The organism is Pseudomonas sp. GL-RE-26 (genome assembly GCF_019956275.1).
Lineage (GTDB): Bacteria > Pseudomonadota > Gammaproteobacteria > Pseudomonadales > Pseudomonadaceae > Aquipseudomonas > Aquipseudomonas grandcourensis.
On sequence record NZ_JAHBDI010000083.1, the window covers coordinates 50190 to 74894 of the forward strand.

General features: G+C 61.8%; 20 protein-coding genes. 11 read left to right on the top strand and 9 right to left on the bottom strand.

Annotated features, from left to right (window positions below; translation table 11 throughout):
* Positions 1-10: 10 nt before the first annotated feature.
* On the bottom strand, positions 11-619 hold the full coding sequence (locus KGB07_RS27890; RefSeq protein ID WP_223467266.1) for a tRNA-(ms[2]io[6]A)-hydroxylase: 609 nt from the start codon (positions 617-619) through the stop codon (positions 11-13).
* A 162-nt stretch (positions 620-781) separates the two neighbouring features.
* On the opposite strand from KGB07_RS27890, the gene KGB07_RS27895 reads away from it, so the two are divergent.
* Positions 782-1645 carry a universal stress protein gene (locus tag KGB07_RS27895; protein WP_046037238.1) on the top strand — a complete coding sequence of 288 codons (864 nt, stop codon included), beginning with the start codon at positions 782-784 and terminating at the stop codon, positions 1643-1645.
* 162 nt (positions 1646-1807) lie between these two features.
* Here KGB07_RS27895 and KGB07_RS27900 read toward each other — a convergent pair whose 3' ends face one another.
* Positions 1808-2278: a DUF1289 domain-containing protein gene (locus tag KGB07_RS27900; RefSeq protein WP_046037239.1), complete on the bottom strand. Its 471-nt coding sequence runs from the start codon at positions 2276-2278 to the stop codon at positions 1808-1810.
* Between the two features lie 457 nt (positions 2279-2735).
* Here KGB07_RS27900 and acnB point away from each other — a divergent pair, with 457 nt between their 5' ends.
* Complete coding sequence (gene acnB, locus KGB07_RS27905) at positions 2736-5336, top strand: bifunctional aconitate hydratase 2/2-methylisocitrate dehydratase (protein ID WP_046037240.1); 2601 nt, start codon at positions 2736-2738, stop codon at positions 5334-5336.
* A gap of 225 nt (positions 5337-5561) precedes the next feature.
* Here the strand turns inward: acnB and KGB07_RS27910 are convergent, their stop codons facing one another.
* Positions 5562-7214 carry a SulP family inorganic anion transporter gene (locus KGB07_RS27910; RefSeq protein WP_223467268.1) on the bottom strand — a complete coding sequence of 551 codons (1653 nt, stop codon included), beginning with the start codon at positions 7212-7214 and terminating at the stop codon, positions 5562-5564.
* Positions 7215-7308: 94 nt separating this feature from the next.
* Positions 7309-8589 carry a serine/threonine transporter gene (locus KGB07_RS27915; protein WP_046037242.1) on the bottom strand — a complete coding sequence of 427 codons (1281 nt, stop codon included), beginning with the start codon at positions 8587-8589 and terminating at the stop codon, positions 7309-7311.
* Between the two features lie 363 nt (positions 8590-8952).
* On the opposite strand from KGB07_RS27915, the gene KGB07_RS27920 reads away from it, so the two are divergent.
* The 3 genes from KGB07_RS27920 (at position 8953) to KGB07_RS27930 (ending at position 11106) form a co-directional block, all read left to right on the top strand.
* The gene (locus KGB07_RS27920) at positions 8953-9336 is read left to right on the top strand and encodes a tautomerase family protein (protein ID WP_046037243.1); all 384 of its coding nucleotides are present in this window, start codon (positions 8953-8955) and stop codon (positions 9334-9336) included.
* 28 nt (positions 9337-9364) lie between these two features.
* A complete protein-coding gene (locus KGB07_RS27925; RefSeq protein WP_046037244.1) occupies positions 9365-9952 on the top strand; it encodes a TetR/AcrR family transcriptional regulator in 588 nt (195 codons plus the stop codon).
* A 182-nt stretch (positions 9953-10134) separates the two neighbouring features.
* Positions 10135-11106 carry a 2-hydroxyacid dehydrogenase gene (locus KGB07_RS27930; RefSeq protein ID WP_046037245.1) on the top strand — a complete coding sequence of 324 codons (972 nt, stop codon included), beginning with the start codon at positions 10135-10137 and terminating at the stop codon, positions 11104-11106.
* On the opposite strand, the gene tssA is transcribed toward KGB07_RS27930, so the two are convergent.
* Genes tssA through KGB07_RS27955 form a run of 5 tightly spaced genes read right to left on the bottom strand, consistent with a single transcriptional unit; the run spans position 11103 to position 18627 of the window.
* Complete coding sequence (gene tssA, locus KGB07_RS27935) at positions 11103-12191, bottom strand: type VI secretion system protein TssA (protein WP_046037246.1); 1089 nt, start codon at positions 12189-12191, stop codon at positions 11103-11105. The genes KGB07_RS27930 and tssA overlap by 4 nt on opposite strands.
* Positions 12188-16009, bottom strand: a complete 3822-nt coding sequence (locus KGB07_RS27940; RefSeq protein ID WP_046037247.1) for a type VI secretion system protein — start codon at positions 16007-16009, stop codon at positions 12188-12190. The genes tssA and KGB07_RS27940 overlap by 4 nt, the downstream gene beginning before the upstream one ends.
* Positions 16006-16773: a DotU family type IV/VI secretion system protein gene (locus KGB07_RS27945; RefSeq protein WP_223467270.1), complete on the bottom strand. Its 768-nt coding sequence runs from the start codon at positions 16771-16773 to the stop codon at positions 16006-16008. Before KGB07_RS27945 ends, KGB07_RS27940 begins: the two co-directional genes overlap by 4 nt.
* Positions 16774-16791: 18 nt before the next feature.
* Positions 16792-18123 (bottom strand): type VI secretion system baseplate subunit TssK, encoded by a 1332-nt coding sequence (gene tssK / locus KGB07_RS27950; protein WP_223467272.1) that lies wholly within the window; start codon positions 18121-18123, stop codon positions 16792-16794.
* A gap of 54 nt (positions 18124-18177) precedes the next feature.
* Positions 18178-18627, bottom strand: coding sequence for a hypothetical protein (locus KGB07_RS27955; RefSeq protein ID WP_008046672.1), 450 nt, complete (start codon positions 18625-18627; stop codon positions 18178-18180).
* Positions 18628-18853: 226 nt separating this feature from the next.
* On the opposite strand from KGB07_RS27955, the gene tssB reads away from it, so the two are divergent.
* The 6 genes from tssB (at position 18854) to tssG (ending at position 24703) form a co-directional block, all read left to right on the top strand.
* Positions 18854-19396: a type VI secretion system contractile sheath small subunit gene (tssB, locus tag KGB07_RS27960; RefSeq protein WP_046037250.1), complete on the top strand. Its 543-nt coding sequence runs from the start codon at positions 18854-18856 to the stop codon at positions 19394-19396.
* 28 nt (positions 19397-19424) lie between these two features.
* Positions 19425-20906, top strand: a complete 1482-nt coding sequence (tssC, locus tag KGB07_RS27965; RefSeq protein ID WP_223467275.1) for a type VI secretion system contractile sheath large subunit — start codon at positions 19425-19427, stop codon at positions 20904-20906.
* 77 nt (positions 20907-20983) lie between these two features.
* The gene (locus KGB07_RS27970) at positions 20984-21481 is read left to right on the top strand and encodes an Hcp family type VI secretion system effector (protein ID WP_008046674.1); all 498 of its coding nucleotides are present in this window, start codon (positions 20984-20986) and stop codon (positions 21479-21481) included.
* 15 nt (positions 21482-21496) lie between these two features.
* A complete protein-coding gene (gene tssE, locus KGB07_RS27975) occupies positions 21497-21937 on the top strand; it encodes a type VI secretion system baseplate subunit TssE (protein ID WP_046037252.1) in 441 nt (146 codons plus the stop codon).
* Positions 21921-23714 carry a type VI secretion system baseplate subunit TssF gene (tssF, locus tag KGB07_RS27980; RefSeq protein ID WP_223467277.1) on the top strand — a complete coding sequence of 598 codons (1794 nt, stop codon included), beginning with the start codon at positions 21921-21923 and terminating at the stop codon, positions 23712-23714. Before tssE ends, tssF begins: the two co-directional genes overlap by 17 nt.
* Positions 23678-24703, top strand: coding sequence for a type VI secretion system baseplate subunit TssG (gene tssG, locus KGB07_RS27985; protein ID WP_046037255.1), 1026 nt, complete (start codon positions 23678-23680; stop codon positions 24701-24703). The genes tssF and tssG overlap by 37 nt, the downstream gene beginning before the upstream one ends.
* Positions 24704-24705: the final 2 nt, after the last annotated feature.

Genomic DNA, 24705 nt, shown 5'->3' on the forward strand with positions numbered 1-24705 from the left:
TATTGCGGGATTACGCCGCTTCCGGCACACCGCTGTGAAACCGGAATTCCACGTCCGGTGACTCGATCAGTTCCTGCTCGGCGGCGCGGACCTTGTCGATCACCTGGGCGATGTCCTTGGCGTCGCCGTACTGGTAGGCCAGTTTCAGGTAACCCTGGAAATGCCGGGCCTCGCTCTTGAGCAGACCGAAGTAGAACTTGCCCAGTTCTTCGTCCAGATGCGGCACCAGCGCCTCGAAACGCTCGCAACTGCGGGCCTCGATGAACGCGCCCACCACCAGGGTGTCCACCAGCTTCACCGGCTCGTGACTGCGTACCACCTTGCGCAGCCCCGACGCATAGCGCCCGGCAGACAGCTGGCGCAGCTCGATCTTGCGTCGTTTCATCAGGCGCATGACCTGTTCGTGGTGCACCAGCTCTTCCCGGGCCAGGCGCGACATCATGTTGATCAGATCGACGTGGGAGTGATACTTGGCGATCAGGCTCAACGCGGTGCTGGCAGCCTTGAATTCGCAGTTCTTGTGGTCGATCAGCAGGGTTTCCTGATCGGCCAGCGCGGCCTGGATCCAGCCGTCGGGGGTGCGGCAGCCAAGGAACTCGTGAATTTCGGGAAGGATCATGGGGCTCACGGAAAAATAGGTTCAAAACGAAGGGCGCCGATTATACCGGCCTGCCCGCAGACCACCAGTCGCCAACCGTTGATATGCATCAAGTCCCCGAATTGCAGACAGCAACTATAGTTGTGCAACGCCGTGCTTTTTTATTTTCAGGAGATACCGCACATGCAAGCCGTTCGCAGCATTCTGGTGGTCATCGAACCCTCACCGGATGAGAGCCTGGCCCTGGCCCGCGCCAAATTGATCGCCTGCAAGACCCAGGCGCACTTGCACCTGCTGGTCTGTGACAAGAAGCATGATCACTCCGAACACCTCAGGGCGCTCAAGGAAGAGCTGCTGGAAATCGGCTACAGCGTCACCACCGAGCAGGCGTGGCGCGACACCCTGCATGACACTATCGTCGACGTTCAGCAGGCCGAAGGCTGCGGGCTGGTGGTCAAGCAGCACTTTCCCGACAGCGCGTTGAAAAAGGCCCTGTTGACCCCGGATGACTGGAAGCTGCTGCGCAGCTGTCCGGCGCCTGTGCTGCTGGTCAAGACCTCCGGTTCCTGGCAAGACAAAGTGATCCTGGCGGCCATCGACGTGGGCAACGCCGACGACGAACATCGCCACCTGCACAACACCATCATCGATCATGGCTATGACATCGCCGGCCTGGCCAAGGCCCACCTGCATGTGATCTGCGCCCACCCGTCGCCCATGCTGTCGGCGGCCGACCCGACGTTTCAACTCAGCGAAACCATCCAGGCGCGCTATCGCGAACAGTGCAAGGCGTTCCAGGCGGAATTCGACATCGACGATGATCACCTGCACATCGAGGAAGGCCCGGCGGACGTGTTGATTCCGTTCATGGTGCACAGGCTGCAGGCGGCAGTGACGGTGATCGGTACCGTGGCACGTAGCGGGTTGTCAGGGGCGTTGATCGGCAATACGGCGGAAGTGGTGCTCGATTCGGTCGAGAGCGACGTGCTGGTGCTCAAGCCGATGGAAGTGGCGGATCATCTTGAGGAGATTGCCGACAAGCATTGAAGCCGAACATGCTTTTGTGGCGAGGGGGCTTGTCGGACCGCCGCACCGCCCCGTTCGGCTGCGAAGCAGTCGCAATACTTGGTGGCACGGTGGGTCAGTAAGAATGTTAGGGGCCGCTTCGCGACCCAACGGGGGCAAGCCCCCTCGCCACATATCAGCGGCTCAGCCGCCAAAGGCATCTTTCAGGAACCCCGGCACAATGTAGCGCTGGTAATGGGCTTCGGAGAGCAGGAAAAACTCCCGATCAATGGCATCGCGCAATTCCGGCAGGTTCCACTCGCGAAACTCCGGCAGCAACACCATCCCGTAGGCTTCCAGGTTGTTGATCACCCGTGCCCCCCTGGCAATCAGCTGGTAGGCCCAGCAATATTCCGACTGATGGGGCACGAAGCGGATCTTGCGCTGCTCCAGCTGCATTCGGAGCAGTGCCGGATCGAAAATTTCCACCTTGGCGGCCATCACCTGCGACAGCAACTGCTCAAGACGCAGCCATACCGCGCGCTTTTCTTCCTCGTTGTAACCGTTCCAGTGGATCACTTCGTGGTGGAAACGCTTGCAGCCACGGCACACCAAGTCACCGTAAACAGTGGAGCAGAGGCCGACGCAGGGTGTCTTGATGGTCTGATTGGGCATAGATAGGCAAAACGCGAAAAAGCAGAACAGGCCGGCATGTTAGCCCTTTGTCGGCCATTGATCACCCCTCAAAGTTCAGCGCCCATGGAGAATCGGGCTCTGCTGAGCGTCACCACCAAAGTCCAATAAACACTGACTTACCTTTAATTTTTTTTTGCCGTAGAATCAGCCTGCCTTTTTAGGCGCCAATGTCCGTTAGAAGCTGTTTTCAAAGCGTCACGAGCACAGTCGTTCCTTCAGAGCGGTGTTGGCGAGGGGTTTTTCCAGCGGGGAAAAGCCCAACGCCAACCCTCATCAGCTCCCGTTCTGCAGGCGTAAAACTTTGAAAGCAGCTTCTGTAAGGAATTGTCGGTAATTCTGGCTAAGTGGCTCAAAACGCCATGCAGCGCATGAGTACGGCAATTTCGGGATGAGCGTCCCGGACACCCATTTGGGACCACTGATGAGGGTAATAACTGTGCTTGAAGCCTACCGCAAACATATCGAAGAGCGCGCAGCACTGGGTATCGTTCCCCAGCCGCTAAACGCCGAACAAACTGCAGGCCTGGTCGAGCTGCTGAAAAATCCCCCGGCTGGCGAAGAAGCATTCCTCGTTGACCTGATCACCAATCGCGTTCCGCCTGGAGTGGACGAAGCAGCCTATGTAAAGGCCGGCTTCCTGTCCGCCATCGCCAAAGGCGAAGCCAAATCCCCCCTGATCGACAAGAAGCGCGCTGTTGAACTGCTCGGCACCATGCAGGGCGGCTACAACATCGTGACTCTGGTTAACCTGCTGGACGACGCCGAACTGGCTCCAGTAGCTGCCAAAGAACTCAAGCACACCCTGCTGATGTTCGACGCCTTCCACGACGTCGCTGAAAAAGCCAAGAACGGTAACGTTCACGCCCAAGGCGTGCTGCAATCCTGGGCTGACGGCGAGTGGTTCGTGAAGCGCCCGACCCTGGCCGACAAGATCAGCCTGCGCGTGTTCAAGGTCACCGGCGAAACCAACACCGACGACCTGTCCCCTGCGCCTGATGCCTGGTCCCGTCCAGACATCCCGCTGCACGCCCTGGCCATGCTGAAAATGGCTCGCGACGGCATCGTGCCTGACGCACAAGGCGTCACCGGTCCGATGAAGCAGATCGAAGAAATGCGCAACGCCGGCTTCCCTATCGCCTACGTCGGTGACGTGGTCGGTACCGGTTCTTCGCGTAAATCGGCCACCAACTCCGTACTGTGGTTCTTCGGCGACGACGTTCCTTATGTACCGAACAAGCGTGCCGGCGGTTTCTGCTTCGGCAGCAAGATCGCTCCGATCTTCTACAACACCATGGAAGATGCCGGCGCACTGCCAATCGAATTCGACGTTTCCAACATGCACATGGGCGACGTGATCGACCTGTACCCGCATGCTGGCAAAGTCTGCAAGCACGGCACCGACGAAGTCCTGACCACCTTCGAAATGAAGACTCCGGTCCTGTTGGACGAAGTTCGTGCTGGCGGCCGTATTCCGCTGATCATCGGCCGTGGCCTGACCGAGAAGGCTCGCACCGAGCTGGGTCTGCCACCTTCGACCCTGTTCAAGAAGCCTGAAGCACCGGCTGAAAGCACCAAGGGTTTCACCCTGGCGCAGAAAATGGTCGGCAAGGCTTGCGGCGTGACCGGCGTTCGTCCGGGCACCTACTGCGAACCGAAGATGACCACCGTGGGTTCCCAGGACACCACCGGTCCCATGACCCGTGACGAACTGAAAGACCTGGCGTGCCTGGGCTTCTCGACCGATCTGGTGATGCAGTCCTTCTGCCACACCGCGGCTTATCCAAAGCCGATCGACGTGACCACCCACCACACCCTGCCTGACTTCATCATGACCCGCGGCGGCGTTTCCCTGCGTCCGGGCGACGGCATCATCCACTCGTGGCTGAACCGCATGCTGCTGCCAGACACCGTCGGTACCGGTGGTGACTCCCACACCCGTTTCCCGATCGGCATCTCGTTCCCGGCCGGTTCCGGTCTGGTTGCGTTCGCCGCAGCCACCGGCGTCATGCCGCTGGACATGCCTGAGTCGATCCTGGTTCGCTTCAAAGGCGAACTGCAGCCAGGCGTCACCCTGCGTGACCTGGTTCACGCCATTCCTTACTACGCGATCCAGGCTGGCCTGCTGACCGTAGAGAAGAAAGGCAAGAAGAACGCCTTCTCCGGTCGCATCCTGGAGATCGAAGGTCTGCCTAAGCTGACCGTAGAGCAAGCGTTCGAACTGTCTGACGCCTCGGCTGAACGTTCGGCTGCCGGTTGCACCATCCAGCTGTCCAAAGAGTCGATTGCCGAATACCTGCAGTCCAACATCACTCTGCTGCGCTGGATGATCGGCGAAGGCTACGGCGATGCACGTACTCTGGAACGTCGCGCTCAAGCAATGGAAGCCTGGCTGGCCAACCCTGAGCTGCTGCAAGCGGACAAAGACGCTGAATACGCTGAAATCATCGAGATCGACCTGGCCGACATCAAAGAGCCTGTGCTCTGCGCGCCGAACGATCCGGACGACGCTCGCCTGCTCTCCAGCGTTGCTGGCGAGAAGATCGACGAAGTGTTCATCGGTTCGTGCATGACCAACATCGGTCACTTCCGCGCTGCCGGCAAGTTGCTGGAACAGGTCAAGGGTCAGCTGCCAACCCGTCTGTGGCTGTCGCCGCCGACCAAGATGGACGCTCACCAGCTGACCGAAGAAGGCTACTACGGCATCTACGGCAAGGCCGGCGCTCGTATGGAAATGCCGGGCTGCTCGCTGTGCATGGGTAACCAGGCACGTGTAGAGCCGAACTCGACTGTCGTGTCGACTTCGACCCGTAACTTCCCGAACCGTCTGGGTGACGGCGCGAACGTCTACCTGGCTTCGGCTGAACTGGCGTCCGTGGCTTCCATCCTGGGTCGCCTGCCGACCGTCGAGGAGTACATGGAATACGCTGGCAAGATCGACAGCATGGCGGCCGATGTCTACCGCTACCTGTCCTTCGACCAGATCGCCGAGTTCCGTGAAGCTGCTGCGAACGCCAACATCCCGGTCGTTCAAGCCTAACGTTGCAACGCAATGAAAAACGCCGCCCATCGTGAGATGAGCGGCGTTTTTTTATGCCTGAAAATTCGCCAGTGAAGTGTGAGCTTTTTGTGGCGAGGGGGCTTGCCCCCGTTCGGCTGCGTAGCAGTCGTAAATTCGGTAAACACTGTTTAGTCATGGAAATACTGGGGCCGCTGCGCGACCCAACGGGGGCAAGCCCCCTCGCCACAAAAGCTCTCCCACAGGTTATGCGTTCAGCTTGTGGGCCTGCTGCACCGCACCATCCACACTCAACCCACTCAGCACCACCCCGCTAACCTCCACCTGCGGCAACGCCGCCAACGCCGCTTGTGCGTCGTCCTTCAGACGCGCCAGAATCAGGCGTTTGCCCTCCTGATGCACCCGCGCGAAAAACTCCTGCAACGCCTCGATGCTGGTGCCATCCAGATCTGGTGATTCCTCAAGACTGAGAATCACCGAATGAACCGGCGTTTGCGAATGCCGGATCAGACGCAAGGCACCGCCAAGAATCCGTTCGACGTTGGCAAAGAACAACGCTTCCCCCGGTCGCACAATCAACACGCCCGGCACGGCTTGTGCCGTTGGGTGGCGTTGCAGGTCGACAAAGTCGTGACTGCCATCGATGCGCCCCAGGATCTGGATATCCGCCGCCGACATCTGTTTGAGCATCAGCAACACACTGATCGCCACCGCCACCAGCAAGCCGTCCAGCACCCCCAGCACCAACACCGCAGCCACGGCGCAGATCACCAGCAAGCGGTCACGGCGCCAGATGAAATAGCGTCCCAGCGGCTGCAGGCTCAAGCCGCGCCCCAGGGCATGGATAACGATAGCGGCGAGGATCGGTTCCGGGGTCAGGGCGATGTAAGGCAGCACCGTCAGGACAATGACCAGCACCACCAGTGCCGCCACGATACCGGCCAGGCGCGAAGTGGCACCCGCCGCCTCGTTGGCCGAGGTCGCCGAATACCCCGCTCCCGCTGGCATGCCGTGGAACAGTCCGGACAACAGGTTGGAAGCCCCCAGAGCCAGCAGGTCGCGGTTCGAGTTGACCCGATCGCGATGTTTTAGAGCAAAAGAACTGATCGAGCCATAGGACTCCGCATACAGAATCATCACCATGGCGAACGCCAATTCCCCCAGACGCAGCCAGTCGGCAAACGGCAGTACCGGCAACTTCGGCACCTCCAGGCTCAGGTCAATCACGCCGATCAGCTTTACGCCATGGGCCGGCAGGTCCAGCCACTGCCCCGCCGCAATGCCGATCACCACCACCAACAAACCACCGGGCAGGCGCCGAAACCGCGCAAACAGCCATAACAAGGCCAATGCCACGGCGCCGACCGCCGCTGCAGCCCAGTTCCATTGCGTCAGTTGTTCCAGTAATTGCGGCAGGAAGCCCACCAGGTTGGCCTCGGTCAAATGCACGCCGACCACACTGGCGACCTGTTTGAGAATGATGGTCAGCGCCAGGCCAAAAGCAAAACCGCGCAGCACCGGCTTGGCGATGAACGAGGTCACGCTGCCGAGCTTGAACAACCCCGCCAGCAAGAAAAACGCCCCGGTCACCAGCACCAGGCCGAAGGCCAGGGTCGAGCGAAGCCCGGGATCGCCATTGGCCAGGGTGGCGGTCGCGGCGGCCAGTACGGCGGCGGCGGATGAAGTGGCCGAGACAATCGCAAAGCGGCTGGTGCCGAACAAGCCATAACACAGCAATCCGGCGAACAAGGCGATCACCCCGGCCTGGGGCGCCAGGGCGGCGATGCTTGAATAGGCGACCGCTTCGGGCAGCAACAGGCCGGCAATCGACAAACCTGCCAACAGGTCCTGCCAGCGGTTGGGTTGCTCGGTGGGGTTAGCGTTTGGGGCGCTCGACAATCCAGTGTCTCCAGGCGAAAAAAAACCGCTGCACGTATCACGTGCAGCGGCCACTGTAGCTGTCAATCCGGCACTGCGCGAGCAGGCCGGTAGATCACGCGGTCAGCGAGTAGATCAACGCCGTGATCGCCACCAGGCCCACCGCCGTCACGAAGACGTTGGAGGCCTGACCGCGATAGCGTGCCATCGCCGGCACCTTGCGGATGGCGTACATCGGCATCAGGAACAGAATCGCCGCGATCACCGGGCCACCGAGGGTTTCGATCATGCCGAGGATGCTCGGGTTCAGCGTAGCGACGATCCAGCACACCACCAGCATGAAGGCGGCGGTCATGCGGTCCAGGGCCTTGGCGGACGGACGCTTGCCGCTCTTGACGATCAGGCCCTTGAGGCCTTCGCTGGCGCCGATGTAGTGCCCCAGGAACGACTTGGAAATGGCCACGAAGGCAATCAACGGCGCCGCGAAGGCGATGGTCGGATTGCTGAAGTGGTTGGCCAGGTACGACAGGATCGACAGGTTCTGCGCCTTGGCTTCAGCCAGTTGCGCTGGCGACAGGGTCAGCACGCAACTGAAGACGAAGAACAGCACCATCACCACCATCAGCAGGTGGGCGCGGGACAGGATCTGCGAGCTGCGCTCCTCGGCGTGCTCACCGTAGCGACGCTTCTGGTCCACGGCGAACGCCGAGATGATCGGCGAGTGGTTGAACGAGAACACCATCACCGGAATCGCCAGCCACAGGGTGTGCAGCAACGCCGACGGTGCCGGCACGCTGCTGGCGGTGGCGAGGATGCCGCCGTTCCAGTGGGGAACCAGGTAAACCGCCAGGAACAGCAGCGCGACGATGAACGGGTAGACCATCAGGCTCATGGCCTTGACGATCAATTGCTCACCGCAACGCACCACCGCCAGCAGGCCGAGGATCAGCACCAGCGACAAAACGGCGCGCGGTGGCGGCGTGATGTGCAGTTGATGCTCCATGAAGCTGCCGACCGTGTTGGTCAGGGCCACGCTGTAGATCAGCAGGATCGGAAAAATCGCAAAGAAGTACAGCAAGGTGATCAGCGCGCCGGCCTTGATGCCGAAATGCTCTTCCACCACTTCAGTGATGTCGGCGCCTTCACGACCGGACAGCACGAAACGGGTCAGCCCACGGTGTGCGTAGAACGTCATCGGGAACGCCAGCAGCGCCAGGACCAGCAACGGCCAGAAACCGCCCAGGCCTGCGTTGATCGGCAAAAACAGGGTTCCCGCACCAATCGCCGTGCCAAACAGGCCCAGCATCCAGGTGGTGTCCTGGCGATTCCAGCTCGAAAGCGTCGCGGGTGTCGCTTCTACATAGCGTTCGTTAACGCTATTGGCCTGATCATTCATCCGGTGGGATCTCCACATTCCGGTCACTTGCCACCCGGCCAGGACGCGTCGGAATACCCGACAGGCGGCGTCCGGCCGAAACAGGGGCGGCATTCTGGGGGATTAGTGAGCAGAAGCAAAGACTTAGGTGAGGAACGGTGGTACCAGTTCGCCGACAAAATCACCTGTAGGAGCTGGCTTGCCAGCGAAGGCGTCCGAAAAATCGGCGCATGGCTCAAGACCGCCTTCGCCGGCAAGCCGGCTCCTACAAGGGAATGCGGCGATGTCGGCACTTGCACTTGATCGCCTGAGTGCAATCCGCGCTTGATAAAGGTCTACCATCATGTATTTTTAATCGACCTGCATTCCTTCTGGAGTCTTCCCATGCCACTGGTTCGCGTCGACATCAAAAAACATCAGGACCCCACCCACGTCAAACGCATCGGCCAACTGATCTACGCCGCCATGCACAGCACCATCGGTGTGCCGCAGAACGATAATTTCCAGATACTCGCCGAACACGATGCGCAGCATTTCATCTTTGATTCCGGTTATCTGGGCATCAACCGTTCGGACCAGTTGGTGGTGATCCAGATCACCATGAGCGAAGGACGAACCGTCGAGCAGAAAAAACTCCTCTACAAAACCATCGCCGAAAGCCTTAATGCAGAGCTGGCGGTGCGCCTGGAGGACGTTTTCATTAATCTGGTGGAAGTGAAAAAAGAGAACTGGTCGTTCGGCAACGGGATTGCCCAATACGCCCTCTGATATTCAACCTGCAAACCGAGAATGACCCATGCCCCGAGTTTCCCGCAAACAAGCCGACCTCAACCGCGAGACCATCGTCGAAGCCGCCACCCGGCTGTTTCGCGAACGCGGCTTGCACGGGATCAGTGTGGTTGATGTGATGGCCGCCGCCGGCCTGACCCACGGCGGTTTCTACGGGCACTTCGAATCCAGGGAAGCCCTGGCGCAAGAGGCCAGCGGCCGGGCTTTCGAGCAGGCCGCACAACGCTGGCTAGGACGGGTGGCCGAGCATGACAGCAAGGACGCCGCCCGCCGCGCCGTGGTCGAAACCTACCTGTCCAACGAAAGCCGGGACAATCCAGGCGACAGCTGCCCGGTGGTGGCCTTTGCCGGGGACATGTGCCATGAGGCCGCCGAGAGCGGATTGCGCCAGACCTATCTGCTGGGCCTGAACAACCTGCTCGATTCCCTCGGCTCGCTGCTGGACGCAGAGGACGAAGCCGGCAAACGACAGCAGGCGCTGGTGCAGTATTCGCTGATGTTCGGGGCGTTGATGCTGTCCCGGGCCACCCGTGGCGACCCGCTGTCGGATGAAATTCTCGAAGCTGCCCGGGCCGCCCTCACGCCATCGAAATAAATCGCCCGCCCCCACGCAATAAAAAGATCGCAGGCTTTGCCAGCTCCTACACTCAGCGCAGTGCCCGCCATGGCGCAGGAGCTGCCACGGGCTGCGATCGCTGGTGGTTGCCAAGCCATCCTGAAATCAGCAATCTCAAGTGACGTTCGAGCCGATTTTTCGATGCCCACAGGGAGGCAAAAATGCCTGTAACCGTTCTGGTACTGGTTGAAACCATCAATGATTACCTGCCTATCCTTGAACATCAGGGTTTTCACCTGATCCTGGCCCCGACGCCCGCCGAGCGCGCCGAAGCCATCGCCCGCCACACCGGGCAGATCGACGCCGTCCTCACCCGTGGCCCGTTGGGGCTGTATGCCGATGAAATCGCCGCCCTGCCCAACCTCAAGATCATCTGCGTGATCGGCGCTGGCCATGAACACGTCGACCTGCAGGCCGCCGCGAACCGGGGCATCACCGTCACCAATGGTGCCGGGGTCAACGCCTCGTCCGTCGCCGACCATGCCATGGCGCTGCTGCTGTCGCTGGTGCGCGACATCCCCCGCTGTGATGCCGCCGTACGGCGGGGCGAGTGGCCAAAGATCATGCGCCCGTCCCTGGCCGGCAAACGCTTGGGCATCCTCGGCCTCGGCGCGGTCGGCATGGCCATCGCCAAACGCGCCAGCGCCGGTTTCGACATGGACATTTGCTACCACAGTCGCCAGCATCGTAGTGATGTGTCCTACACCTTCTGCTCGACCCCGGCCGAACTGGCGCGGGCCTCGGACTTCCTGATCGTTGCCACGCCCGGCGGCGTGGGCACCCGGCAACTGATCAATCGCCCGGTGCTCGACGCGTTGGGCCCCAACGGGTTTATCGTCAACATCGCCCGGGCCAGCGTGATTGCCACTGCCGACCTGATCAGCGCCCTGGAGCAGCGCCGGATCGCCGGTGCCGCGCTGGACGTGTTCGACGCCGAACCCAAGGTGCCGGATGCACTCAAGACCCTGAACAACGTGATCCTCACCCCCCATGTCGCCGGGTTGTCCCCGGAAGCCACCCAGGGCACCGTCGAACTGGTGGGCAAGAACCTCGTGGCGTTTTTCTCCGGTCAACCGGTGCTCACGCCGATTGCCTTGCCCGCGCCGATCACGCCCTACCCGGTCACCGATTAAAGGACGCCCAACAGCGTCCACAGGCGACGGGATTCGGCATCGGCCGAGATCAGTTCACCCAACAGTTCACTCAGCGGTTTGTTGCCCCACTCCACCCCCCTGCGAATCAAATAAGGGACGGGGCTGTGGGGTTCGGTGCGTGTCAGGTACTCGGCAATCAACAGTAATTGCCGGTAGGCCTCGTCGCGACTCGCCGGCTCGCGAAACACCTGAGGTGTGGATGGCGTCGGCGCCAGCCCGGCCGATTCTGACGCCGCCAGGGATGGCGGCTCGACCGGCGCCTCGGTCAACGGTCGTGGCTGCATGGCGATGAACTCCTGGACCAGTGTCAATAACGCTTCGATCACATCCTGCAAACCCCTGAAGCCCGGTGCCTGGGCGCCGAGGTAAGCATCACTCCAGGCTCGCAGCCGTTGCAGATGTTGCAGGCTCGCCAGCAGGTTGTCCTGGCGGCGTAGCCAGTGGGACGGAGGTGTGGACCGGATCAGCTCGGTGAGTTTTTGCTGTTCGCCCCTTGCTGTTTCCGCCGCTGTTTTTGCCGCTTTGCTGTCATTGACCAGTACCTGTTGCAACTGTAATCGCCGCCACGCGTCCAGACAGTAACCTTCGAATTCACCCTGATGCGGATCGATCAGCGCCACCCGTGTCAGCAACACTTCGCTGTAGCGCCGCACCAGCCACTCCAGGGGAATGACCCGCCATGACTGGTCACCGTCTTCGGCCCGGGGATGAAGCTGCTCGGGGTAGCGCTCGCATAAGCCCGCGACCAGCGCGAGACTGCCCGGCAAGCCGTCCAGGCCGTCCCGATGCAACCAGGCCTCACCGAGCCAGGCGCATACCATCAAATCCTTGCTGCGCTCGAGTAGCAACGTGGTCGTCAGCTTTTCCAGCTCTGGCCATTGCGCCCGTTTGATCGACGACTGCCAGACTCCCGTTGGCAGGCTGGTGTCGTCCTCCCGACGCAGTTCGCGGGCCAGGTCGAACTCACGCTCGTAACGCAAATCCTCGCCGCAGGGTGCCTGTTCGCTGATCGGTTCGAGCAGCCGGGCAATCAGTTCCGGCAACGGTGGTGAAATCAGGTTCACAAGCCCTCCTCCTCAGTCATGACCGTCGCAGACGCAGTCGCCCTGGTTTGCATGAACGGTGAACGCGGGGCCCGGGTGGGCAGCGGTGGAATGGACAGTGGCAATTTCGAGCCCTGGCTCATTAACGACACACGCACAAACATCAGCGTCTGCTCGGCGGTGCTGGTCTGTGCGGTGACCGGCAGGCGCAATGTCAGCGGAAAATCGGTGAAGTCCATGTTCGGCTGGCGCTGCACCGACTGGTGCGAACGCATCAAGCGCAGCAACGACCACGGGCCGCCGTACTCCCAACCGGCTTCGAAATCACGCACCATCAGATTGGGCTGCAACGGATCATTGGCCGGACGTTGCGAGCCGTTCCTGGCCCAGCGCAAGGTCAGCCGGACCGGTTGGCCGACCATCCAGCGCAGGTTCGGCTGTGGCTCGCCGGGGTAACTGATTTGCTGATTACCGGCATTCAAACCCCAGGCAATCACTTGATCGGCGCCACGCTCCTCCTCGCGATCGGTGCGCCAGCGCACGTCCATTTCAACGCCGAGGATGCCGCTCTTGTCCCGCACGAACAGCGGACCCAGCCAGGTGCTGGCCAGCTTCAAGCGGTTGAGGAAATCCTCGGCAGCCAGACGCTCCGGCGTCTGGCTCAGTTGCAACCCGGCCTGCGCCACGGGCAGTCGTTTGTCGATCAAGTCGAGGAAGTGCTGAACCCGGGCCGGGTCGGCGTCGGTGGCCTGCACGCCATTGGCGAACGGGAAGCGCTCGGCCAGGTATTGATTGAAATAGTTGGCCAGGTCGTTCCAGGCCGCCGCTGCTTGTTGCTGCTGCAAAAACTGACAGCGTTGCATCGCGCTCTGTTGCAGATCCAGGGCCCGCAGGGCCAAGGTCCCGCGCCCACCGGACAAGCTGGCCGTCTGCAGAATCCGGGCGCAGGACGTGGCGTCCATTTCAATGAAATCGCGGCTAACCAACTGCTCGATCTGGGCCGGCGAACTGGCGGGGTTCTGGTCCTTGTACTTGAGCAGTTCATCGTTGAGCGCGCTGAATTGCATGACACGCTCGTAATCCAGCGCCGAGAGATTCTGTTGCTGGGTCTTCAGCCACTCCAGCGCCGAGGTGCGCCGCTCGGTGATGCCGAGCATGGTGTTGAATTGCTGCTTGAGGCTCAGCTTCAAATCCTGCACATCAAGGGCGCCAAACAGTTGCAGCCCGAGGTTTTTCGAGCCGTCCCACTGACTGATCTCACTGCGCCCGCTGAACAACGGCTGCGCGGTTATCTCCTCCAGACCGCTGACCACCTGGGCCATGGCGCGACGGTTCAACGCGTTTTGCACACGCACGGCCAGATCGTTGCGATGGACCTCGGCGAAGGCTTTTTGCAAAGCCACAGCCTGTGGCGCCAGCACGTTGAATACATCGTCGCCACGGGGTCGGTCATTCTGGTCCTTGAGACTCAACCACATGGCCTTGGCCGCCGCCCCCTCTGCCGCCTGAAGCACCGCATCGCGATACGCCGGTGGAATGCGTGGCAGCTCTTCGGCGGCATAACTCTTGTAGCTGGCAAAATAGTTCAGCGCCGTACCGAGATCATCGCCATCGACGTTCTGCCCCTGAACGGCAGCGCTAGCCTGATCCGCGCGCAGGGCGATGGCCACGAAATCCCGTTTGAACAGGGCCTGAACTGCGTTGTTCAACTGGTTGACGTGCACTTGCAAGCTCAGTTGCCCGCTGCCTTGCTGAACCAGCAAGTTGCCCCGCGCCCCCGCCTGGGCGATCCACTGATCACGAAAGCTTTGCTGCAACCTGGAGGCTTGCTGGTCCAGCTGTTGCTCGACCTGCGGGCCGAGCAGGCTGCTCTGGCGCACCTTGTCCATCATCTCGCGATAACCCGGCACCAGGTCCTGGCCCTTGCCGCGACTCCAGGCCGAGTTGGTCAGCCCGATCAGCGCTTGCAGGTCGTCGATCAGCGCGCGCAAGTCTTCGAGCTCCGCCAGGGAATTGCCGCTGCCGGCCTCCAGCCGTTCAAGATGCAGCTTGAGATAACCGGCCTGACGGACGAAGTTGTCGGCCAGAAAGTACTGGTCAAGCCAACGCTCCATCAGCCCGGAAAAATTCTCCTCGATGAGCGCACGCTCCATGGCCAGGTCCAGGGGCTTCAAGTCACCGCCATTGGCATCGAGCAACACCCGGTTGTAAAAACCTGCACGGTGCAGCGTGCCGGCATTGAGGTTCAGGGACAGTGCGTTATTGCTCAGCAACGCCAGGTCTTCGAGCGGCGCCTTGGGGTTGTTCAGCGCTTGGTTGAACCATTGATTCTGTTGCTCAAGCCGTACCGCGCGCTCCACCAGATCCTTGGCCTTGACGTAATTTTGCCATTGGGCCGGGTCTTCGCTTTCGACGTTGCCACGTCGCTCGGTGTTGCGAATGGTCTTGAGTTGCACCAGTTCTGCCTTCAGCAAGTCGTGCAGCGGTTCCAGCATATGACTCTGGGCCGTCAGGCGCAGTTGATCCTCCAGTTGCCTGTCCAGCGACGAGAACCAGGAGGTGGGAAACACCACCGAGGTGAAGCTCCAGCGCGGAGCCTTTTCCAGGACCCGCCAGAACCCCTGGACGTTGCGCCGGGTCGACTCCAGCCGATGGGACTCATCGGTGACTGCAACGTAATTTTTCTGTGCGCCTTGCAGCAGGCGCGACAGTTCATGAGCATCCTTGACCGAGTCCTGCCAGACCCAAAGCATACTTGCGGCCCAGACCACGCCGACCGCCAGGGCCACCACTCCGGTGAGTCGCTGCCAGCGCTGACGCAGGCGCAGCAAGCGGGGCACCACCTGAGCCAGACCGCGTTCGGCAACCACCCGGCTTTGCCACAGTTGCCGGGCAAACGCACTCTGCTGCAACCCGTTGTCATAGGCCGAGAACCCGTCGGCAGCGTCTTGCGAAGGCTGGTTGGCGGTGAAGTACACCCCGCGAAAACGTGGCGCCTCGCCTTGGGCATTGCCTTGAAATACCGGTTCGAGCACGGTTTGCAGGTGGTGCCTCAAGGCCTCGAATTGTTCCGGCAATCCAAACAGCTCGCCTTTGAGATGGCCGGACAACGCACCGATTTCAATGATCGATTCCGACAGGGCCCGATTCACCTGGTCCAGCGCCTGATCGCTCCATTGCGTCTGCCAGACCGCCTCGGAGCCAAAGGGTGAAGACCAGCCCAATGTGCGTTCGCGGACTTCGTCGGGGAGCGCCGAGATCAGCTCCTGAAAACCCGGCAGCTCTTCCATGCCGGTAATCACCACGTACACCGGCAGGCTCAGGCCAAACCGCTGCAACAGATCGATGAAGCGCCGGCGCGCCGCCAGACCGAGGTTCGCGGCCTGCTCGGCATTGCCCAGGCGGCTGACCGGCACGGTCCAGATCACCCCGTCCAGTGGCCGTTTGCTGCGCAGGCGCAGGATCAACCCCAACAAGCGCCACCAGCCGCCGCGTTGAAGACTCATGCCTTCATCGGGCAAAAACAGCGCCTGAGGCACCACCAGCACCGCGCCTTCGGGGTCCGACCACCAGCGCCCGAACCAGGCCGGTTTATCCGTCGGTTGCAAGCGCCACTGGCTGCACAACTGGGTGCCCTGGGTTTCGTCGCCGAGCATCAGCAACCATGGAATCTGGTAACGGTCCTGAGCGCCCTGCTCCTGTTCCATATGGCGCACTGCGTTATAAAAACTGCGGATCGCCGCCCCGCTCTGGGTGCGCAACCACCATACCGCCACCGCGATGACCGCCAGCACCACCAACAGGACGAAGACCAGCCCCACGATCCCCAGCGTGCTCATGCGTCTTGCTCCGAGGTGGCCACCGGATCGGTGCTCTGCAACACCGGGTCGAGTTCCTGGCGAATGTCACGCCAGAAGAACTGCCCCAGCCCGGTCAGAATCATGACCATGGCGAGAATGACCAGGCCAAGGCGAAAGCCATCGGGCAACGACTGCCGCACCGGCAACTGCACCGCAGGCACCGTCGAAGGCTGCGCGAGCCGGGCGCTGACATCGGCATACTCCGCGTCGTGCTGCCAGGCAAACGTGAACAGCGCCAGGCGCAATTTTTCATGCTGGACCTGACTCTGCTCGCCGCGCAGCCGTCCTTCAAACCCCAACACCAGGCATTGCAAATAGACATTGGCCAAATCGCGGGTGGCGGGAATCTGCTCGTCCAGCAACGTCTTGATCGCCGCCGGCAGTTTTTCACCGGCCTGGCGGCTAGCGTACATCCGCGACTCCAAGGGTTTTTCTTGCCAGGCGGACTGGCCCGGCCACGGCGTGAACAACAGCGTTTCATCGATCAAGGCGACAAAGGCATAGACCAGCGCCTTGACCTGATCGGTCGCTGCCTCGCCAACCCGGGCGAAAGCCGTGCGCCACAGACGCTGGGAAATTTGCGTCGACAGGTCGACCACCGCCTCCACCAGCGCATCGTCATCGCTGTCCCTGGGCAGCTGACTCCACTCCCGGGACCATTGCAACCAGGCTTCGCGAAATGCGCTGCTCAACGGTGCTTCGCGCAAGCCCCGTGTACCCGCCCCGGCATGCCCCTCGAACATACGACGCCCCTTCCGTGATCAGGCACTTTCACCGGCCTGTGCCACAAACAACACCACTTGCCATGGGCTGCTCGCCGGCTTGGCGGCCGGCGCGACAATCAGCAACGGCAATTGCCCGTCGAACCATTGACCCTCGGCCGTCACCACAAACAACCGCGTGTCGTCGCCGACGCTGTAGGCCACTTGCTCGTTACGGCTCATCGCCTCATGGGGCAAACCGCTCATGCGCTGGCGACTGAGCAAGGGCACATGCGGCGCCGAGGCAATGATCGCGGCGCTCAGCCATTCACCGGCCGCCTGTTCGCTGCTGCCGTTGGGCATGCGCAAACCGATGACCAGGCGCTGGCTCGGTTGGTCGTCCGGCAGTTGAATCGAGAAGCTCTGTTCGCTGCGTTCGAACGGCAGGCTGCGATAGCCGGCGCGGATCAATTCGAGGGTTCTTTCGAGCCAGTCCAGGACCGGTTCATAGCCGCGCTGCAGCTCGAGAAAATCCAGGGGGGCGAACGGTGGAACCCCGGCCAAAGGGTCCAGCGCGGACCAGGCACCGGCCAGGCCGAGCAACAAACCGTGCAATGCTTGCGGGGTGGCCAATCGGCTGTTCAGCGTACCCTCGACCTCCGGCAGACGTGCCCAGAGCGCCGTCAGCTGTCGACGGATTTCCAGCGCATCGTCCTGATTGCCGGCCTGTTGTGCCTGGCGCAGGCGGCCGGCCAGGAACATGCATTTCTCCCGCGTCCTGGCACACAGCCCGGCCACCCGGCGACCCAACGGCGACTCGGGCAGCAGGCACGGCGTGGGCGGTGTGTAGGGCAGCGAAAGGAAACCACCGCCCTCCTTGCGGATTTTCAGCAGTGGCAAACAGATGGAGTCGGCCTTGTTCAGTTGCGTGCACAACCGCGGATTCGGACGCCACACCGTGATCGACTCGGGGTACTCACCGCTGGTCAAATCCGGCAGCGCATCGCCGATCACCGATTGCAGCCGGCCCTTGAGCGGCAGCAATTGCCCGGCACGCCATAACGGGCTGACGGCCAGGTACACCGTGACCGTGGCGTTTTCCGAAGCGTTGACCGCGTCGCTGACATCGAGCTCCAGCGCCGGCCCGACACCCACTTGCAGATTGATGGGCAAACCGTCCGGCAGCGTCGCTTGCAGATCGAGCAACCGCACCAGCCCGGCACTCAATGCGCCGGGGTCAAACTCGACCCGATTCACGCCCCAGAAACATGGATTGCAGGCCTGGGCAAAATGCGCCACCAACGCCTCGGCTCGCAGCCCTTGCAACTGAAAATGCTGGGGCAGCAATTGCATGCCCTCGTGCCAGCAAACCGCGTCAGGTAACAGGCTCATACGACTCCCTTCGACGTCAACGTCGCCGCGCAAACCAGCGGCCTGGCAATGTCTTCACTGCGGAGTATTGCTGACCAGCGTCATCTCGCGACTGTCGAACTTGAGCCAGGCATCGCTCTGGTCATCGAGCCGTAACCGGTGTGCTCCGGGAGTGTTATAGCTGGCGAAGACCAAAAGTCCAGTTGCCCGCTTGCCCCCCAGCGGGAAGGGTTGTTTGTCGATGAACTGGCCGGGCACCAGCTCCAGCCCCCAAACGGTCATCAGCTGCCGGTAGTCGCGCTGGTATTGATCGCGCTCGGCGAACCACTGTCGCGCCGTGATGCCCGACAACTGCTTGAGCAGATCCGGATCATTGACGGCGATAAAATCCACGGCAATCGGCGTGTCGTCGTTGGCCTTCGGCGCGACGTCCAGGGTCAGGTTATCGAGGTCCACCCGAGGCCCGAAAAACGAGCACCCGGCGAGGGTCAGGAACAGGGCGAACGCAAAAAAACGTGCACACAAAATGAATTTTCCTTTTCTCGAGTCGGTCCAAAATTGTTTTCGCTTGCATTTTTATAGACCTGTTCTAGCGTCTTGGATAGTTCGGCCCCCCATGCCGAATGTGCAAGGTTTGTCAAAGGAACGACAGGTCCATCTGCCACCCTTTCTAACCTACGGTCCAGCAAGGGAAAGCGATGAGCGGGCCTCCCGATGCATTGCGCCCGCTCATGCATCGGAGTCAGCCAACATGGCCGAAAGTACTCAGCACAAGCTCGACAGGGTCCGCCCACCCCGGGTGCAAATCACCTACGATGTCGAAATCGGCAACGCCATCGAGAAAAAAGAACTGCCGTTGGTCGTCGGCATTCTCGCCGACCTTTCCGGCAAGCCGCTCAACCCCCTTCCCAAGCTCAATGAACGACGCTTCACCGAGATCGACCGCGACAACTTCAACGAAGTGCTCGCCTCGATTGCCCCCCGCGCCACCTTGCAAGTCACCAACACCCTCACTGGCGACGACAGCAAGCTCAACATCGAACTCAACTTCAAGCACATCGACGACTTCGACCCGGTGAAGGTCGTCGAACAAGTGACCCCGCTGCGGCGCCTGTTCGAAGCGCGTCAGCGTCTGCGCGACCTGCTGACCAAGCTCGACGGTAACGATGACCTGGACAAACTGCTGCGCGACGTCATCGCCAACACCGAAGGCCTGCAAGAGATCAAGTCTGCCCGTCCGGACACCGCCGCCCCCGCAGGCGACAGCGAAGCACCGGCCGAACCGCAAGCCTGATCACTCATTCACTTAGGGAGACGTCGCCATGCCCGCTTCAGCCAGCGCCAACACCAGTGAAAGCACCACGCAAAACCTGTCCCTGCTTGACCGCATCATCGCCGAAGGCCGCATGGCCCATGACGATAGCCAGCAGGACTATGCCCGCGACATGCTCGCGGAGTTCGCCACCCAGGTCCTCGACGAAGGCATGGCCATCGACAAGGACACTGTGGCGATGATCAACGATCGCATCAGCCAGATCGACCAGTTGATCAGCGCACAACTCAACGAGGTGCTGCACCACCCCGAGCTACAGAAAATCGAAGCCTCCTGGCGCGGCCTGCACCTGTTGGTGCAAAACACCGAAACCAGTTCCCGGTTGAAATTGCGCCTGCTCAACGTCACCCAGAAAGAGTTGCAGAACGATCTGGAAAAAGCCGTCGAGTTCGACCAGAGCGCGCTGTTCAAAAAGATCTATGAAGAGGAATACGGCACCTTCGGTGGCCACCCGTTCAGCCTGCTCGTCGGCGACTACACCTTCGGCCGTCACCCGCAGGACATTGGCCTGCTGGAAAAACTGTCGAACGTCGCCGCCGCAGCCCACGCTCCATTCATTGCCGCCGCCAGCCCCCGGTTGTTCGACATGAACAGCTTCACCGAACTGGCCGTGCCCCGCGACCTGTCGAAAGTGTTCGAGAGCCAGGAGCTGATCAAGTGGCGCTCCTTCCGTGAAAGCGAAGACTCGCGCTACGTATCGCTGGTGCTCCCGCATTTCCTGCTGCGTTTGCCATACGGCCCGGACACCTCGCCGGTGGAAGGCATCAATTACGTCGAGGACGTCAACGGCAGCGACCACGGCAAATACCTGTGGGGCAACGCCGCCTGGGCCTTGTCGCAGCGCATCACCGAAGCCTTCGCCAAATACGGCTGGTGCGCGGCGATTCGCGGGGCTGAAGGCGGCGGCGCGGTCGAAGGCTTGCCGGCCCACACCTTCCGCACCACCTCCGGCGACCTGTCGCTCAAATGCCCGACCGAAGTGGCCATCACCGACCGCCGGGAAAAAGAGCTCAACGACCTGGGGTTCATCGCCCTGTGCCACAAGAAAAACAGCGACGTGGCAGTGTTCTTCGGCGGCCAGACCACCAACAAGTCCAAGCTCTACAACACCAACGAGGCCAACGCCAACGCGCGGATTTCGGCGATGTTGCCGTACGTGCTCGCGGCCTCGCGTTTCGCGCATTACCTGAAGGTGATCATGCGCGACAAGGTCGGCAGTTTCATGACCCGCGACAACGTGCAAACCTACCTCAACAACTGGATCGCCGACTACGTGCTGATCAACGACAACGCGCCGCAGGAGATCAAGGCGCAGTACCCGTTGCGTGAAGCGCGGGTCGATGTGACGGAAGTCGCGGGCAAGCCGGGGGCCTACAAGGCCACGGTATTCCTGCGGCCACACTTCCAGCTTGAAGAGCTGACCGCCTCGATCCGCCTGGTGGCCACCCTGCCGCCACCGGTCGCCGCCTGACCTGCCCCGCTCCCGTCGGCCGGCCCGACGGGAGTTCCCTGCTTATCTAGCGCGATAACCTTCAGGAGTTTCATGCGATGGATGCAATTATTCTCGACCTCGGCGGCGACATCAAAGGCGACAGTCTGCTCGAGGGCTACAAGGACAAGATCGAAGTCATGTCCTACAGCCACAACGTGGCCATGCAGGTGACCAACGACGTCAGCAACTCGGAACGGACCTCCGGCAAGCCGCACATTGGCGAGTTCACGCTGACCAAATTCGTCGACAGCTCCACACCCTCCCTCAACGAATACTGCTGTGCCGGCAAACCGATCCCGGAAGCCAAAGTCATCATCGGCCGCAACGCCGCTGAAGGCAGCGGTCAACTGATGCCGTTCATCATCTACACCCTGACCAACGTGGTGCTGTCCAACGTCAGCGTCAGCGGTGGTACAGGCGGCAAGCCCGTGGAAACCCTGTCGCTGAATTTCACCAAAATCAAATGGGAGCTGACCGCGCAGAAAGACGACGGCACCAAGGAAGGCACGGCCGCCTCGACCTGGGACATGGCCGCCAACAAGCTCGTCAAGTAAGCGGGCGCATCGGCCATGGCAGGCTCACTCCTCCCGCCGCTGTTCGAGCGACTGGCCGCAAGCGAGGTCGACACGCAACACGTGTTCGACCTCCAGGACCTGCTCGACTCTGTTCGCTCGGAATTGCTGCGCCTGTTCAACACCCGACGCGGCCCTCATGCCTTGACTTCGCCACCGAGCATTCTCGACTACGGCCTCGCTGACTGGACCGCCCTGCAACAGCAGCGTAGCGATGACCGACGGCAGTTGGTGCGAGAAGTGCGCGAGGCCATCAACCATTTCGAACCGCGCCTGAAACTGGGCGAGGTTCAGGTCAATCCAGTCCCCGACCATCCGCAGCAACTGAGCATCCGTCTGCTCGGCGAGTTGCGCAGCGGCCAGCAGCACTGGCCCGTGGCATTTGTCATCGAGAAGGCAAGCGATGGCCTTGAGGTGCGTCATGAGCGACTCGATTGACCCGCAACTGCTCGATTACTACCAGCGGGAACTGACCTGGCTGCGCCATGCCGGCGGCATTTTCGCCGAGCGTTACCCCAAGGTTGCCAGGCGGCTGGAGTTGTCCCCCGACGAATGCCCCGACCCCCACGTCGAACGGCTGCTTGAGGGATTCGCACTGCTAGCCGCCCGCCTGCAACGCCGGCTCGATGACGACTACGCCGAATTCAGCGATGCCCTGCTCGAACAACTCTATCCATTGGCGATGCGCCCGCTGCCGTCCTGCGCGATCGTGCAGTTCCAGCCGGACCCGAGCAAAGGCAATCTCGCTGGCGGCTACCCATTGCCACGGGACACGCCGCTGTTCGTCACCACCGGCAAAGGCGAAAGCATCCACTTTCGCACCAGTGCACCCGTGCGTCTGTGGCCGGTGGAAATCACCGAAGCATTGCTGCTGGGCAGCGATGAAGCCCAGGCCCTGACCGGTGTTGTCCAGGCGCGCTCGGCGTTGCGCCTGGGCTTGCGCTGCCTCGGTGACAGCCAGTGGTCAACGCTGGGCATCGAACAGTTGCGCGTCCACCTGTGTGCGTCCCCGGTGGTCAACGCCTGCCTCTACGATCTGCTCGGTGCCCATGCCGTGAAGGTCCTGGCCGGGCCCGTCGGCAGCGTGCCGAAAGCCCTTGCCGGGCTGCCGCAAATCGTCGGTTTTGCCGGCGATGAAGGTTTGCTGCCGGACGAGGACGGCGTGCACCCCGGCATGCGCCTGCTCGCCGAGTACTTTGCCTTCGCGGACAAATTCAACTTCTTCGACCTGCCCCTGGCCGGCGCCACCAGCGACAACCAGACGCTGTACCTGTACATCGTCTTCGACCGCGCCCCGACCAATCGCCTGCACCTTCAGGCCAGCGATCTTGCACTGGGCTGCACGCCGGTGATCAACCTGTTTCCGCGAACCTCGGAGCCGCTGCGCCCGGACGGGACCCGCAGCGAATACCGCCTGGTCGCCGACAGCCACCGGGAAAACAGCGTTGAGATCCATAGCATCCGGGCGATGCGTGCCACCTCCAGCCGTGGGGTTCAGCGAGTACCGGCCTATTACGGCAGCCAACATGGCGGCGCCGATAAACAGTGCTACTGGCATGCCCGCCGTGTCAGCGGCATGACCCCCAACCGCCTCGGCACCGACCTGTTGGTGAGCCTGGTGGACACCCGATTCGACCCGTTGTCCGAGGCCGTCGACTACAGCCTCACCGCGGAACTGCTCTGCACCAACCGGCACCTGGCGCAAAGCCTGCCGGCCGGCACACCGTTAGGCTTTGAACGTCCGGGCCCGGTGGCCTGGGCGCGCCTGCGCAACCCGCCCAGCCCGCAAAGTGTGCCGCGACTGGACGGTGAGTCGCGCTGGCGGCTGGTCTCGCAACTGACCCTCAATCATTTGTCGCTGGTCGAAGGGCCACAGGCGCTGGATGCACTCAAGGAAATCCTCCAGTTGCACAACCTGCGTGACGAGGCCAGCGCCTGGCGGCAAATCGAAGGCCTGCTCAGCCTCGATTGTGAACGCGTCATCGCCCATGTCGGCGAAGACGCCTGGCGTGGCTGGCGCAATGGGCTGGAGGTGCGCCTGCAACTCGACCCGCAGCATTTCGTCGGCAGCAGCGCGGTGTTGTTTTCAGCGGTGCTTGCGCAGTTCTTTTCACTCTATGCCACCGCTAACCGTTTCGTGCGCACGGTACTGGTTCAATCGGACAGGGAGGTGAAGACATGGCAACCCCAAGCCGGCATGCCACTGTCCCTCTGAGCCTGAGCCAACGACTGCGCCGGGATCCCCAGGGGTTCGAACTGTTGCAGGCGCTGTTGCTGCTCGAGCGCGAACATCCGCAAGCCGAATCCCTGGGCAGCGGCACCGCTCCGCAAGCGGAAGCACTGCGCTTGCGCGGCCCGTTGACGCCACTGTTTGCCGCCAGCGAAATCGAAAGCCTGACCCAGGAACCCGGCCAGCAACCGGTCCTCAGCACCCCGGTGTTCGGCCTCGGCGGTCCCGACGGCCCGCTGCCCTACGCCTATCAGGAATGGTTGCAGCAACGCGCGAGGGCCAAGGATTACGCGCCCGCTGAATTTCTCGACCTGTTTCAGCATCGGCTGCTGAGCCTGCTGTACAAAGTGATGCGCAAACACCGGATTGCCGTGGGGTTCACCGTCCCTGGTGCCTCGGCGGTTCAGGCCCAGTTGCGGGCCCTGACCGGCCTGCTGCCCAAAGCCTTGCAGGAGCGTCAGGCCGTACCCGATTGTGCCGTGCTGGCGTGCAGCGCGCTGTTCGCCGATGGGCGCCGCTCCCTCGCCGGTTTCGCCGCCATCGTGCGTGAGCAATTCGAACTGCCGGTTGAGCTCAGCGCCTATGAAGGTGCCTGGCGCGAGATCCCGCCCGCCAGTCGCAGCCGCATGATCCCCGGCGGCCGCAATCTGCAGCTGGGTCGCACGGCAGTGGCCGGCACCCGGGTCTGGGATGAACACGCCGGCATCCGCCTGACTCTTGGCCCGCTGACCTCTGCCCAGGCGGCGCGGTTCCTGCCCGATGGCGAGTCTCACCCGGTACTGGCCAGCCTCAGTGCACTGTATTTTGGCCCGGACCTGGATTGCACCCTGGTGCTGCTGGTGCGCGGTGCCGGCCCAATCAAACTCAGTCGCCAGGCGCCACCACTGCTCAGCTGGAACGGCGGCTTGCAACGCCAGACCAGTCTGGCGGTGCAACGCATCGAAACCCGTCTTCGTCAGCTGGAGATCACCTGAAC

Coding starts and splice junctions, on each gene's coding strand:
- KGB07_RS27945 (WP_223467270.1), bottom strand. CDS start 16,773: ATGTTCGAGGGGCATGCCGGGGCGGGTACACGGGGCTTGCGCGAAGCA.
- tssG (WP_046037255.1), top strand. CDS start 23,678: ATGGCAACCCCAAGCCGGCATGCCACTGTCCCTCTGAGCCTGAGCCAA.
- tssC (WP_223467275.1), top strand. CDS start 19,425: ATGCCCGCTTCAGCCAGCGCCAACACCAGTGAAAGCACCACGCAAAAC.
- tssE (WP_046037252.1), top strand. CDS start 21,497: ATGGCAGGCTCACTCCTCCCGCCGCTGTTCGAGCGACTGGCCGCAAGC.
- KGB07_RS27920 (WP_046037243.1), top strand. CDS start 8,953: ATGCCACTGGTTCGCGTCGACATCAAAAAACATCAGGACCCCACCCAC.
- KGB07_RS27970 (WP_008046674.1), top strand. CDS start 20,984: ATGGATGCAATTATTCTCGACCTCGGCGGCGACATCAAAGGCGACAGT.
- tssF (WP_223467277.1), top strand. CDS start 21,921: ATGAGCGACTCGATTGACCCGCAACTGCTCGATTACTACCAGCGGGAA.
- KGB07_RS27900 (WP_046037239.1), bottom strand. CDS start 2,278: ATGCCCAATCAGACCATCAAGACACCCTGCGTCGGCCTCTGCTCCACT.
- KGB07_RS27925 (WP_046037244.1), top strand. CDS start 9,365: ATGCCCCGAGTTTCCCGCAAACAAGCCGACCTCAACCGCGAGACCATC.
- KGB07_RS27915 (WP_046037242.1), bottom strand. CDS start 8,589: ATGAATGATCAGGCCAATAGCGTTAACGAACGCTATGTAGAAGCGACA.
- KGB07_RS27890 (WP_223467266.1), bottom strand. CDS start 619: ATGATCCTTCCCGAAATTCACGAGTTCCTTGGCTGCCGCACCCCCGAC.
- tssK (WP_223467272.1), bottom strand. CDS start 18,123: ATGAGCCTGTTACCTGACGCGGTTTGCTGGCACGAGGGCATGCAATTG.
- tssB (WP_046037250.1), top strand. CDS start 18,854: ATGGCCGAAAGTACTCAGCACAAGCTCGACAGGGTCCGCCCACCCCGG.
- KGB07_RS27940 (WP_046037247.1), bottom strand. CDS start 16,009: ATGAGCACGCTGGGGATCGTGGGGCTGGTCTTCGTCCTGTTGGTGGTG.
- KGB07_RS27930 (WP_046037245.1), top strand. CDS start 10,135: ATGCCTGTAACCGTTCTGGTACTGGTTGAAACCATCAATGATTACCTG.
- KGB07_RS27895 (WP_046037238.1), top strand. CDS start 782: ATGCAAGCCGTTCGCAGCATTCTGGTGGTCATCGAACCCTCACCGGAT.